The organism is Trueperella sp., assembly GCF_043424875.1.
GTDB lineage: Bacteria > Actinomycetota > Actinomycetes > Actinomycetales > Actinomycetaceae > Trueperella.
On record NZ_JBHWPL010000020.1, the window covers coordinates 1 to 12,770 of the forward strand.

At 63.3% G+C, this 12,770-nt stretch carries 10 protein-coding genes; 5 read left to right on the plus strand and 5 right to left on the minus strand.

The annotated features are described in order from the left end of the window. From ACHFFR_RS01455 to ACHFFR_RS01465, 3 genes are all read right to left on the minus strand, one after another. Nucleotides 1-1,154: TRAP transporter large permease (locus ACHFFR_RS01455; protein WP_394262491.1), on the minus strand; the 1,154-nt coding region annotated here is incomplete at its 3' end. Beyond that, nucleotides 1,151-1,819, minus strand: a complete 669-nt coding sequence (locus ACHFFR_RS01460; RefSeq protein WP_394262492.1) for a TRAP transporter small permease — start codon at nt 1,817-1,819, stop codon at nt 1,151-1,153. The genes ACHFFR_RS01455 and ACHFFR_RS01460, both read right to left, overlap by 4 nt. Continuing rightward, the gene (locus ACHFFR_RS01465) at nt 1,819-2,859 is read right to left on the minus strand and encodes a TRAP transporter substrate-binding protein (RefSeq protein ID WP_394262493.1); all 1,041 of its coding nucleotides are present in this window, start codon (nt 2,857-2,859) and stop codon (nt 1,819-1,821) included. The genes ACHFFR_RS01460 and ACHFFR_RS01465 overlap by 1 nt, the downstream gene beginning before the upstream one ends. Before the next feature lie 486 nt (nt 2,860-3,345). On the opposite strand from ACHFFR_RS01465, the gene uxaC reads away from it, so the two are divergent. The 3 genes from uxaC (at nt 3,346) to ACHFFR_RS01480 (ending at nt 7,066) form a co-directional block, all read left to right on the plus strand. Beyond that, the gene (gene uxaC / locus ACHFFR_RS01470; protein WP_394262494.1) at nt 3,346-4,770 is read left to right on the plus strand and encodes a glucuronate isomerase; all 1,425 of its coding nucleotides are present in this window, start codon (nt 3,346-3,348) and stop codon (nt 4,768-4,770) included. A gap of 198 nt (nt 4,771-4,968) precedes the next feature. Continuing rightward, a complete protein-coding gene (locus ACHFFR_RS01475; protein WP_394262495.1) occupies nt 4,969-6,288 on the plus strand; it encodes a hemolysin family protein in 1,320 nt (439 codons plus the stop codon). Further along, nucleotides 6,281-7,066, plus strand: coding sequence for a copper homeostasis protein CutC (locus tag ACHFFR_RS01480; RefSeq protein ID WP_394262496.1), 786 nt, complete (start codon nt 6,281-6,283; stop codon nt 7,064-7,066). Before ACHFFR_RS01475 ends, ACHFFR_RS01480 begins: the two co-directional genes overlap by 8 nt. Here the strand turns inward: ACHFFR_RS01480 and ACHFFR_RS01485 are convergent. After that, entirely contained in the window at nt 7,063-7,956 is an 894-nt protein-coding gene (locus ACHFFR_RS01485; RefSeq protein WP_394262497.1) for a Ku protein, read from the minus strand. The genes ACHFFR_RS01480 and ACHFFR_RS01485 overlap by 4 nt on opposite strands. A 92-nt stretch (nt 7,957-8,048) precedes the next feature. On the opposite strand from ACHFFR_RS01485, the gene ACHFFR_RS01490 reads away from it, so the two are divergent. Beyond that, on the plus strand, nt 8,049-10,607 hold the full coding sequence (locus ACHFFR_RS01490) for an ATP-dependent DNA ligase (RefSeq protein ID WP_394262498.1): 2,559 nt from the start codon (nt 8,049-8,051) through the stop codon (nt 10,605-10,607). Between the two features lie 98 nt (nt 10,608-10,705). Here the strand turns inward: ACHFFR_RS01490 and ACHFFR_RS01495 are convergent, their stop codons facing one another. After that, on the minus strand, nt 10,706-11,290 hold the full coding sequence (locus ACHFFR_RS01495) for a hypothetical protein (RefSeq protein ID WP_394262499.1): 585 nt from the start codon (nt 11,288-11,290) through the stop codon (nt 10,706-10,708). A 134-nt stretch (nt 11,291-11,424) separates the two neighbouring features. Here ACHFFR_RS01495 and ACHFFR_RS01500 point away from each other — a divergent pair, with 134 nt between their 5' ends. Beyond that, the gene (locus ACHFFR_RS01500) at nt 11,425-12,186 is read left to right on the plus strand and encodes a sulfite exporter TauE/SafE family protein (RefSeq protein ID WP_394262500.1); all 762 of its coding nucleotides are present in this window, start codon (nt 11,425-11,427) and stop codon (nt 12,184-12,186) included. Nucleotides 12,187-12,770 lie beyond the last annotated feature (584 nt).

Sequence of the window (12,770 nt, forward strand, 5' to 3'; positions counted from 1 at the left end):
CCCACCGGCGGCGTGATCACGCCAACCGAGAGGTTCATGACGACCATCGCACCGAAGTGAACCGGGTGCACACCCAGCTCCGTCACAATCGGCAGGAAGATCGGCACGAAGATGAGGATTGCCGGGGTCGGATCCATGAACGTACCAACGAGGAGCAGGATGATCATGATGATGATCAAGATGCCCGTCTTGGAGTCCGTGATCGAGAGCAGTCCGCTTGCGATCATGTCCGGGATACGAGCGAACGCCATGACCCAGGACAGGCCCGAGGACACTGCCACGAGAAGCATGACGACGGCGGTCGTGCGCGTCGCGTTCACGAGAATGCCTGGCAGATCCGAGATCTTGATGTTCTTGTAGAGGAACCCGAGGATCAGACAGTAAACCACGGCGATGGCCGAGGATTCAGTTGCGGTAAAGAGTCCGCCGAGGATACCACCGATGACGATGATGATCATCAACAGCGACGGGAAGGCACGCCACAGGGTGATGCCAATGACCTTGGCCGAGGGGCGCTCGTCCGGCTGGACGACGTTGCCCTTCTCGTAGCGGTAGTACAGCAGCACCGCCACGCTCAGACATGCGATAATCCACAGGAGGCCCGGTCCGACGCCGGCCATGAACAGCGCGGCAATCGAGGTCGAGGAGACCAGCGAGTACACGATGAACGTGTTCGACGGCGGCAGGAGCATGCCCGACGGCGCAGATGCGACGTTGACGGCCGCGGTGTAGGCGCGCGAGTAGCCATCCTTGACCATGCGCGGGTTCATGATGGTTCCGATAGCGGAGGCCGCGGCAACCGCAGCGCCCGAGACGGATCCGAACAGTCCATTGGCCACGACGTTTGTCTGGGCCATGGCTGCTGGCAGCTTGCCAACGAGCACCTTGGCTGCGTCGATGAGGCGGGCGGCGATACCGCCCTGATTCATTAGGACTCCCGCCAAGATAAAGAACGGGATCGCTAGCAGCGAGAACGAGTTAACGCCGGTGAACATTCGACCCGCGATGGACATGGCGGCCACATCTGGGGCCATGACGGCCATTGCGGCGACGACGGTCGGCAGACCGATTGCGATAGCGATCGGCACCGAGGTGGCGATTAGGACGATGATTCCAATGAGCAGGATCAGACCTGCGGCAGCTGTAGGTGTCACTTGTCTGCTCCCTTCTGACGGTCGGACTCATCTACGACGTCGACCTCGTTGTCGTAGGTCACGTGTGCCTTCTTGGCTTCGTCCTCGTCCTCGATAAACTCGCCTTCGTCGTCGAGCCTGATCTCCTCTTCGGCTTCCTTGGCCAGCTCTTCGCCTTCGGCGGCGGCCAATTCGGCTTCCGGAATCGGGTAGTTCGATTCGCGCCCGGCCGAGATCTCGATGATGTGGTAGATCGCGTAGAGGGCAATAGCGACGCCGGCAATCGGCATCACGAGGTAGACCGAACCGATGTTGATGGGCAGTGCCGTCAGGTTCTGTGACCACGCGTTCATGGCGGCGCTCCAGCCACCCCACACGAGAGCAATCAGCGCGAAGACGAGCGAGACGACGTGCGTCCAGATCGCGAAGCCGCGCTCCTTCTTCTCGTCGAACTTGCGGGCGACGAACTCAACGGCCATGTGGCCGCGTTCGCCGTATGCGAGTGCGGCGCCCAGGAAGGACAGCCACACGAACAGCATCTTCGCCAGCTCTTCCGACCAGGTGACCGGCGAGTTGAGAACGAGGCGGGAGAAGACCTGCCACGTCGTCGCCAACACCAGCAAGGTGAAGAGAATGGCGGAAAGGACCTGCAGGATACGGTTGAGACCGTTAAACACAGCGTTCATTAGTTACCGCTCCCTTCTGTGTCTGCAGAGCGGATCGCCTGGAAGAGGTTCTTCTGGTAATCCGTGGTGACGTACTGGTCGACGATCGGCTGGAGCGCCTCGTTGAAGGCGTCGTGGTCGACCTCGTGGTAGGTCGCCCCACCAGCTTCGGTCTCCGCCTTGGCCGCTTCAGTTTCCTCTTCCCACAGCTCGGTGTGGTAATCCATCGAGTCGTACCATGCCTCGTACAGCAGCTCGCGGTCTGCCTCGGGCATGGCCTGGAGCAGATCGTGACGCATGATCATGTAATCCAAGCCCACAAGGTGGGTGGTGTTGGACAGGTAGGGCGCAACCTCGAAGTGACGGACGGTCAGGTACGAGACGATGTTGTTCTCCGCACCGTCAAGGACGCCTGCCTGCAATGCCGAGTAGACCTCGCCGTAGGACAGCGGCGTTGCCGATCCGCCCATGAGCTCGATCATCCGGATATGCATGTCGGATTCCTGCACGCGGATCTTCTGACCTGCGAGATCTTCCGGTGTCGTGACCGGGCCGAACGTGGTGTAGATGTGGCGCTCGCCCTGGGTGTAGCCACCCAACACGGTGATGTTCTCGTCTTTTTCGAGCGAGGCAAACAGATCGCCAACGATCTCCGGCTGTTGGAGCACGTCGATCTGGTGCGCGATCGAGCTGAACGTCGTCGGCATGTTCAGCACTCGGAAGTCGGTGTTGACGTTCTCGAGCTGCGTACCCGAAACGATTGACATTTCGATTGCGCCGGACTTCACCATCTGCAGGACTTCCTGCTGGGAGCCAAGCTGCTCGTTCGGGAAGACCTCGACCACGTAGCGGCCATCTGTCTTCTCGTTGAGATCTTCAGCAAATGCTTCAAGTGCGATAAAGGACGGGTGGCTCTCAGTTTGGTTCAGAGCAACCTTGAAATATGAGACGGTGTCTTCTTTACCGACGCTGTCCAGTTTAATACCGCCAAAACCGGAACATCCGGTGAGGACAAGTAGTGTACTGGCGAGCACGGTGAGAAGCCTCCAACGTTTCGTCATTGGAACTCCTTAATGTGAACTGACTGCGCAGTCAGAATCACGCGTGGGTGTAATGCGTTTCGCAACGCTGCGGTAACGCTCGCAATGCCCACCCTAGTGGTGAAATTCGCGAGATGACCCGAGCTTAGCAAGTCCCCAGCGAGTCCATAAGAGCCAGACTCAAGGCTCTTTTTGCCGGAATTCACGGCGGAAAACTCGCGGTCGGCGGCCAAAACCGCGCCATCTCGCGGGAATCTCCCGCTCGATCTCGATTTATATATGCAAAACGCTCGTTTATGCACCAAACCACATTTTCAGCAAATGTCGGACACAAGTCCCAGCCGAATCGGACATTCTCGGCGCGCGTGTTCGTGTGAGCAAAATTAATGTTTATCTTTGTGAAACGAAGCGATATTCTTGCCCCAAGGTCATATCCTTAAAACAGATCGGGTCACTGAGGATCCGTCACCTCGCCACTTGGCAGGCCCCACCCACAGGAAGGCACCCATGAAACTCCAGCCGCATCCGGATCGCCTGTTCCCGGCCGATCCCACCACCCGCGATATCGCTCGTCAGCTTCACGACACCATCAAGGATGAGCCCATCATTTCCCCGCACGGTCACGTGCCGCCGGAGTGGATCGCGGAAGATACTCCGTTCAAGGATCCGACGTCGCTCCTCATTACCCCCGACCACTACGTCAACCGCATGCTCCACAACCACGGCATCTCGCTGTCCAAGCTCGGCGTGGGTCAGGAGGACTTCTCGGAGGAGGATTCGCGCAACGCGTTCCGCCTGCTGTTCAAGCACTGGTGGCTTTACCGCGGCACGCCCGTGAAGTACTGGATGGAAAACGAGCTCTACGACTACTTCGACATCCGCGTTCGCCCCTCGGAAGAGACGGCCGACGAGATTTATGACGCGATCGCCGAAAAGCTCGACGAGCCCGAGTTCCGCCCGCGCGCACTGTTCAAGCGCTTCCCGCTGGCATTCTTGGCGACGACGGACGATCCGGTTGACGACCTGCGCTACCACAAGCAGATCAAGGACGATCCGGATTTCGACGGCGAAGTGCGCCCGACCTTCCGCCCTGACAAGTACCTCGAGCCGGCCCGCGAGGATTGGCCCCAGCTCATGAAGGATCTGTCTGAGGCTTCGGGTGTGGACACGACGACGTGGGCCGGCTTCAACGAGGCCATGGCCAACCGCCGCGCGTACTTCAAGGAGAACGGCGCGATCTCGACCGATCACTCGCACCGCGATCCGGGCACGGCCCGCCTCTCGGACGCCGACGCCGAGCGCATTTACAAGGATGCACTGGCCGGCAAGGTCTCGCAGGAGGACGCGGACGCCCTGCGCCGCTCGATGATGTACGAGCAGATCCGCATGGCAACCGAAGACGGTCTGGTCATGACGTTGCACCCCGCCGTCTACCGCAACCACCACACGCCGACCTTCGAAAAGTATGGCGCGGACGTGGGCACGGACATCCCGCTCAAGGCGGAGTTTGCCAATAACCTGCAACCCGCGCTCGCGGACTTCGGCTCCTCGGAGAACCTCCACCTCATTCCGTTCACGATGGATGAGACCGTCTACTCGCGCGAACTTGCTCCGCTCGCCGGTTTCTACCCGTCAGTGTTCATCGGTGTGCCGTGGTGGTTCATTGACGCGCCCGATGCGATTGCTCGCTTCCGCAGCGCGATTACCGAGACCGCCGGATTCACGCGCACGTCAGGCTTCATTGATGACACGCGCGCGTTCCTGTCGATCCCGGCTCGCCACGACGTGGCTCGCCGCGTGGACTCGGGTTACGTGGCACGGCTCGTGGCCGAGCACCGCCTGGACATGGACGAGGCCGTCGAAGCAATCTACGAGCTCACGGTGAAGAACCCGATCCGCGCGTTCAAGCTCGGGGACGTCCTCGGCAAGTAACGCCACCGGCCGCTTGGCGCCTCTTGGCATCAACGCTCAGTGGCATCAACGCTCAGTGGCCGCAATAATCAGCGGCCTCCTACGTAAGGGCGCATGCCCGTGCGGGAGGGGAGTTAGCTCCCCTCCCGCTGTGGTATCTGCATTTCGCTCTCGTCGTATTCATAGCGAAGAACGGGCGATTCCCCCTACGGTAGTGGTGTGCCTGATCTATTAAGCGACATATTGATGGTCCTGCTCTTCACTGCGATTGGCGGGATGTTTGCCGCGTCCGAGATTGCGCTGGTCACCCTGCGCGAGACCCAGATCGAGTCCATGGCAGCCCGCTCCAAGGCCGGCCGCAAGGTCAAGGAGCTCACGAAGGACTCGAATCGATTTCTTTCTGCCGTTCAGATCGGCGTGACGCTCGCCGGATTCTTTTCGGCGTCGTTCGGCGCCTCGCAGATCTCGCCCTATCTCGAACCCGTCCTTGAAGGCTGGGGCATGAGCCCGGGAGCCGCAGGGGCAACCGCGTTCATCGGGATCACGCTGGCGATCTCCTACCTGTCGATCGTGTTCGGCGAGCTCGTCCCCAAGCGCCTCGCCATGCAGAGCGCCGAGGCGTTCTCGCTCATTGCCGCCTACCCGCTGAGCATTATCACCACACTCCTGCGCCCGGTCATTTGGTTCCTCGGGGTATCGGTCAACACGGTGTTGCGGCTGCTCGGCCGGGATCCCGACGAGATTCGCGAGGACATGGACGCCGAGGAACTGCGCGGTTACATCGCCGGATTCGAAGCGATTCCGAACCGCGAGCGCCGAATGGTCGTCGAGCTCCTGTCCGTCGGCGAGCGCACGGTCGCCGGGATCATGACCCCGCGCACCGAGATCGAGTTCCTGGACGCGGGCACCCCCATCGCCGAAGCCCAGCGCCTCGTCACCGAGCTGGGATTCTCGCGCTACCCGATTCGCGGCGAGACGGAAGACGACGTGCTCGGGTTTATCCACATCCGCGACCTCATCAACCCGCCCGCCGAGACGGCGAGCATCGGCGATCTCGTCCGGCCCGCCCTGTTCTTTCCCGAGCAGAAGTCAGTCATGAGCGCGCTCACCGAACTGCGCGCCAAGGGCACGCACCTGGCGATCGTCGTCGACGAATACGGCGGAACTGACGGCCTGATCACGCTCGAGGACGCCGTCGAGGAATTCGTCGGCGAAATCCAGGACGAATACGATCCCGCGCCCACGCTGGCCTTCGACCCGGCACACGGCGGCGAGGTTCCGGGCCTGCTCGGCCGCGCTGACTTCCACAAGCACCTTGGCCGCACGCTGCCCGACGGCTCGTTCGACACGCTCGCCGGCTTCATGGTCATGGAGCTCGGGCACCTGCCGAAGGTCGGCGAGTCCGTCACCTTCGAGGACCTCCGCCTGACGGTGAAGTCCCTCGATGGCCGCCGCATCGACCGCGTGACGGTCGAGGTCGAACCAGACGCATCCACCACTACCCCAGCAACCACCACTGAAAGGTCGAGAGATGATTGAAATCGCAGTTCAAGACGTCGAGGGCGCCCGCATCGCCCACGCACAAGGCGCCGACCGAATCGAATTGTGTTCGGCGCTCGGCGTCGGCGGCCTCACGCCGTCGCTCGCCCTGACCGAGGCCAGCGCCCGCGTCGGGATTCCCGTCCACGTGCTTGTGCGCCCGCGGCCCGGCGATTTCGTTTATAACGACGACGAACGTGCGATCATCGAGCGCGACGTGCGGCTGGCGATTCGCGCGGGTGCCGCCGGGGTCGTGGTCGGTGCACTGACGGAGGGGTCTCGCGGCCTCGATGCGGATGCCATTCAGAGTTGGGCTCGCGCGGCGCGGGAGGAAAATCCCGACGCCCACGTGACCATTCATCGCTGCGTGGACGTGCTTCTTGGCGAGGGCATCTCGCCTCGCGAACTCGCCGAACAGATCCAGGCCATCGGTGGCCAGCGCGGTGAGAGCGCCGACGGGCAGGGAACTCGCGTCAACCGCGTGCTGACCTCGGGCGGCGCGCCCGCGGCACGTGAAGGCACGCAGCCTCTCATGGAGCTTCAGTCGGAGCTGTCTGGCTTGGCTTCGGGAGAATCGGACCTCGTGGTGGTCATGGCCGGCGGCGGAGCGGCTCCCGATGACGTGGCCGGCTTACGCGAGGTGGGCATCGACGACGTTCACCTCTCCGCGCGCGCCCAAGCCGAGACCGGCCCGACCGGGCCAGGTGGCGGAACCTCCACGCGTGACGTGACGGATCCGCAGATCGTGGCGGCCGCCGTCGCCGCAGATCGCGCCTAGGCGCCCTTCTTCTTCGCGCTGCTCTTCTTGCTCTTGCTGGAGCCGCTCTTACTGGAACCGCTCTTGCCGGAGCCCTTGCCGGAACCGCTCTTGCCTCCGCGCTTCTTATCGAGCGACGCCTTGAGCGCCTCCATGAGGTCGATGACGTCGGCGTCTTCGCCCTCGTCTGAATCCTCGGGGGTCTCTCCGAACGTGGCCTCGGTGTCTAAGGTGTCGCCGGCCTCAAGCTTCGCGTCGATGAGTTTGCGAAGCTCCACCTGGTACTCGTCTTCGAAATCTTCGGGCGTGAAGTCGGAGGCGAACTGGTCGACGAGCGCCGCAGACAGTTTCAGTTCCTGATCGCTGATCTTCGCGCGCGACTTCGCACCCTTGAAGTCGACCTCGCGCACCTCATCCGCCCACAGCAATCCCTGCAACACGAGCACTTTGCCCCGCACACGCAGAGCCCCGAGCCGCGTCTTTTGCCGGAGCGCGAACTGAACGATCGCAATCCTGTCTGTATCTTCGAGCGTCTGGCGCAGGAGGAGGTAGGACTTCGGCGACTTCCCTTCGGGTTCAAGGTAGTAGCTGCGTTCGAGCATGATCGGATCGACCTGCTCCGAGGGCACGAACTGAACCACCTCGATCTCCTGGTTCGAGGCCTCCGGCAGCGTCTCGAGGTCCTCTTCGGTGATGATCACCGTTTCGTCGCCGTCGTCGTACGCCTTATCGATGTTCTTGTACTCGACCTTCTTGCCACACACCTCGCACTTGCGCTCGTAACGTATCCGGCCACCGTCGGCGTCGTGTACCTGGTGGAAGGAAATATCGTGATCCTCCACCGCACTGTAAGCCTTGACGGGAACGTTAACTAAGCCAAAGGTGATTGCGCCTGTCCATACTGCTCGCATGCGCTCAGTGTAACTTTATCCAGCGCGGCGCCGAGGCTTGTTTGGGCAGGTCGTGCGGGATACTCTCAACACAAGCTCGGGAAGGAACAGCGATGGCGCGCTCGGATCGAAAGAAGTTCCGTGTAGGGAACCGCTCGCTGTCCGTGTCCAGCCTCGATAAAGTTCTCTACCCGGCCACGGGCACCACGAAGGCCGAGGTCATGCACTACTGCCTAGCGGTTGCCGACGTCATGCTGCCGATGTTGCGCGGCCGGCCGATCACGCGCAAGCGGTGGGTCGACGGCGTCGGCACGCCAGACGAACCCGGAGACGTCTTCTTTCGCAAGGACCTCGAAGACTCCGCGCCGGACTGGATCCCCACCGGCAACATCACGCACAAATCGTCTGTCAATAGCTATCCCGTGGCGGACGAACCGGCCGTGCTCGCGTGGTTTGCGCAGGTCGCCGCGCTAGAGCTTCACACGCCGCAGTGGCGATTCGGCCGCAACGGCCAGCCGCGAAATCCGGACAGGCTCGTGCTCGATCTCGACCCGGGCGAGGGCGTGGGGCTGGCGGAGTGCGCCGAGGTCGCCCGATGGTGCCGCGAAATCCTCGACGGCATGGACATGGAAACCTTCCCCGTCACGTCCGGCTCGAAGGGCATCCACCTCTACGCGAGCCTCGACGGCACGCACAATTCCGACGTCATCTCCACACTCGCCAAAGAAATCGCCAAGGCGCTCGAGGCGGACCACCCCGACCTCGTGGTCTCCACGATGAAGAAGTCGAACCGCGCGGGGAAGGTTTTCGTGGATTGGAGCCAAAACAGTAGCTCGAAGACCACCGTGAGCCCGTACTCGCTGCGAGGACGCTTCCGCCCGACCGTGGCCGCTCCCCGCACCTGGGAGGAACTCGACGATCCCGACCTCGCCCACCTCGACATGCAGGAGGTCCTCGACCGGATTGCCGAGGGCGTCAATCCGATTGAGCCGCTGGCACTCGACGACGACGGCCTCGGCTCCTCCGCGCCTGACCGGCTGACAACCTACCGCTCGATGCGCGATGCGGCGAAGACCTCGGAGCCCGTTCCCGATGCCGCGCCCGTGGAGCGTGAGTTTGGTGAGGGCGAGCTGCCCAGCTTCGTCATCCAAGAACATCACGCCCGGCGCTTGCACTGGGATTTCCGGCTGGAGCACTCGGGCGTCCTCGTGTCATGGGCCGTGCCCAAGGGGCCGCCCCTCGAGCACGACGTGAACCGGCTGGCGGTCATGACGGAGGACCACCCGCTCGAGTACGGCACCTTCGAGGGGACGATCGCCAAGGGAGAGTATGGCGCCGGCGAGGTGACGATCTGGGATACGGGAGTCTTCGAACTCGAAAAGTGGCGCGAGGGCAAGGAGGTCATCGCGGTTCTTCACGGCCGCCCCGACGGCGGCCTCGGCGGCGTCCCGCGCCGCTTCGCTCTGATCAACGCGCCGGGCATGGGCGAGAAGAAAAATTGGCTGATACGGCTCATGAACGAGCAGCCCGACGACGACGATCGGCCCGCCGTCGAGCAGCCCGCAGGCGATAAGCCCGCCGAGCAGCGCGCGAAGCCGGCGAATCGCGATTCACGCGCAACAGAAAGCTCACGCGCGAGCCTCCCGTTCGGCGTCGGCGATCTTCCCTCTCCCATGCTCGCCAAGGCGGGCAAGCCAGCGGACGTCACGCTCGGGCAGGCGGCGGGCGAGAAATGGGCGTTCGAAATGAAGTGGGACGGCTACCGCGTCATCGCGGGAGTCCAGGCTGGGGGCGAGTCCGAGGCCGGCGTCGTGCTTTCGAGCCGCAACGGCAAGGACCTCACGGATCTCTTCCCCGGAGCGCAGGAGCTCGCCGGGCTGCTCCAGGCGGAAGCGGCGGAGCTGGGCGGCGCGGTGTTCGACGGGGAGCTCGTCGCGCTCGACGACGACGGCCGCCCCAATTTCGGCCTCCTGCAGGCCGCGTTGCGGGATGGCGAGGACGCGCAGTTGCGGTACATGGTGTTCGACGTGCTCAGCCTCGGCCCGCCGCACGCGCCGGATAACTCCCGGCGCTCGCTGCTGCGCACGCCCTACGATGAGCGGCGGGCAATCTTGACGCGGGTGCTAGCCGACGGCGATTCCGTCGTCGTTCCGCCGGCGCATCACGGAAAACTCGCGCAGGCGGAGCGCGTCAGCCGCGAGCTCGGACTCGAGGGTGTGGTGGCCAAGCGGCGCGATTCCGTTTATCTGCCGGACCAGCGCGGATCCGCGTGGATCAAGCTCAAGTTCCTCACCCATCAGGAGATCGTGGTGGTGGGCGTGCGCTCGGAGGACGGCACGTCGGAGGGTCGGCTCAAGTCGTTGCTCGTCGCGATCCCCGACGATAAGGGTGAGCTGAGGTACGCGGGGCGCGTCGGCTCGGGGTTCTCGCAAAAGCAGATTGCGCAGATCCACGCCACGCTCAAGCGGATTGAGCGCAAGACTCCGCCAGTTAGCGACGTTCCGGAGGCCGATCAGGCCGACGCGTGGTGGGTCACCCCGAAACTCGTGGCAGAGACCTCGATCGCGGGGCGCACGAGGGATCGGCGATTGCGCCACGCCGTCTGGCGCGGGTGGCGCGAGGACAAGAATCCCGACGACGTCCGCTGGGAAAGCCCGCTCGGAAACGGGTAGGTTGCCGGTTGGCGCCTAGCGGTTGCCGGTTGGCGCTAGCGGTTGCCGGCTGACGCCTAGCGGTTGTGGCCTACCCGTTGTGATCTAGCCGTTGTGGCCTAGCGGTTGCGCCCCTGACCCTGGCCCGGGCCCTGCCCATCATGATCTTCGTGCGGGACGACCACCGTGACAGTTTCGCCGCCGTAGCCGTTCTCCGAATCCCTGCCCTCGACGATGACCTCATCAATACCCGGACCGATATAGAACGGCCCGCGCACGCGGGTGAAGGGCTGTTCGTGCTGGTGGTCGTGGTCAAGAGTGTACTCGGCTAGCACTTCACCGTCTGTGGTGAGGACTCGCCAGCCGTCGGCGTACTGGTCCGGGGTGTCGTACGGAGAGGACATCGTGACCTTGAAGTACCCCCGACCAGTCCAAATAAGCTCGGCGCTCTCGACGTCCGGAAACTCATCGGCGTCGGCGTCCGAATCAGCGGCGTCCGAATCAGCGCCGTTCGTCGCGTCTGCGTCATCGGTGGTGTCGGCGGTTGCGTCGGCAGTGTCTTCTGGGCTGTCGCTAGCCTCGTCGACGACGGCGGTCGTCTGCTCGGTTGCCGGCGTATCGGCGTCGTCGGTGGAATCCGAGCAGGAGGTGAGAAGGGCGGCGCTGAGTGCGCAGGTGGTGAGGAAAGCCAGTGAACGTTTCATACTCTCGACGCTACCAGCCTCGCTGAAACCGCGCGGATTCTGTGATGAACCATCCTGCGTGGACGCTATCGTTGGCGTTCCGCCGGGGTTCGATGGTGCTATGGCCAGCGCCGGCGACGTGGTTCAATTAGCTCATGATTCTCGACCCCCTGACTCTCGCGTTCGCGGCTGGAGCGATCGTCGTCGGCGCGTTCTTGCAGCGCGTGTCCGGGATGGGCGTGGGCCTTGTGGTCAGCCCCGCTCTGGGGTTCCTCATTGGCCCGCAGGTCGGAATCTTCGCGACCAACATCGTGACGATCGTATCTGCCGCGACCCTCACCGTGGTGCGCTGGCGAGACATCGACTGGCGCCGCGTCGCGTGGATCCTCGTCGCCGGCATCCCAGGCGCATTCGCCGGCGCACTACTTGTTCGCGAAACTCCAACGGCGTGGCTTCACATCATCCTCGGCGGATCGGTGTTTTTGGCCCTCATCGTGACGTTCGCGGCGCGAAACCTCTACGAACGGGACGGCAGGTCTCAACTCGTCGTCGCCGGTTCTGTCGGAGGAATGCTCAATTGCGCGGCCGGAGTGGCCGGGCCGGTCATGGCAATCTACGCGCGCAGGGCGCGGTGGACGCACCCGTCCTTCGGAGCGAGCCTGCAGCCGATATTCCTCGGGCTCGGCATCCTGTCCGTCGTCTCGAAAACGATGCTGAATTCAATCGGCGGCAGCGGTGAGTTGCCCGAGTGGTGGTACATCCCCATCGTCATCGCGCTCGTCTTCGCTGGCGCGCTGGCCGGCAAATGGGCTTCGCGGAGGATTGCCCCAGCTCAAGCGCAAATCGTGTCGACCGTTCTCGCCGGCACCGGCGCGCTGATGGTGCTCGCGCGCGGCATCCTCGGGCTCGCAGCCTAGGCGGCGTACCAATCGGGTTCGCTTTCGCCAGGCGGAGCACCAAACGGAGAAGGGCGTACCAAACGAGGGGGCCTGCAACCCATTAGGTACGCCGCCTGTGGTTGGGTGACCCGTTAGGTACGCCGGGCAGGGCAGGTTGGGCCAGGCGGGGCAGGTTGGGCCAAGCAGGGCAGGTTGGGCTGGAAGCGGCGAGCTAACGGCCTGATTTGCTGGCGACGACGGTCGGCACGGCGCTGGTTTGACCCGTTAGGTACGCCGGGCAGGTTGGGCAGGGTAGATTGGGTCGGGCGCGGCGGACTGGGCTGGAAGCGGCGGGCTCGCGGCTTGGAGTACGGCCGACGACGGGCCGGCTAGTAGGAGTCCGGCTGGTCGCCCGCCTCTTTGCCCTCATGGCGTATAGATTGACGCGAGCTTGTGGACGGAAGAAATCGACCTCGACCGCGAGCCATCCTGAACCGAACTAGAGCTCGATCCTATCCACATTTTCGACTTCGAATTCTGGGACGGCGCCTTCAGGGTTTTCCGAGACTTCGCCATCGACGACCAAAGGAACGATGATTGACCTGTGCTAGGGAAGTATCATC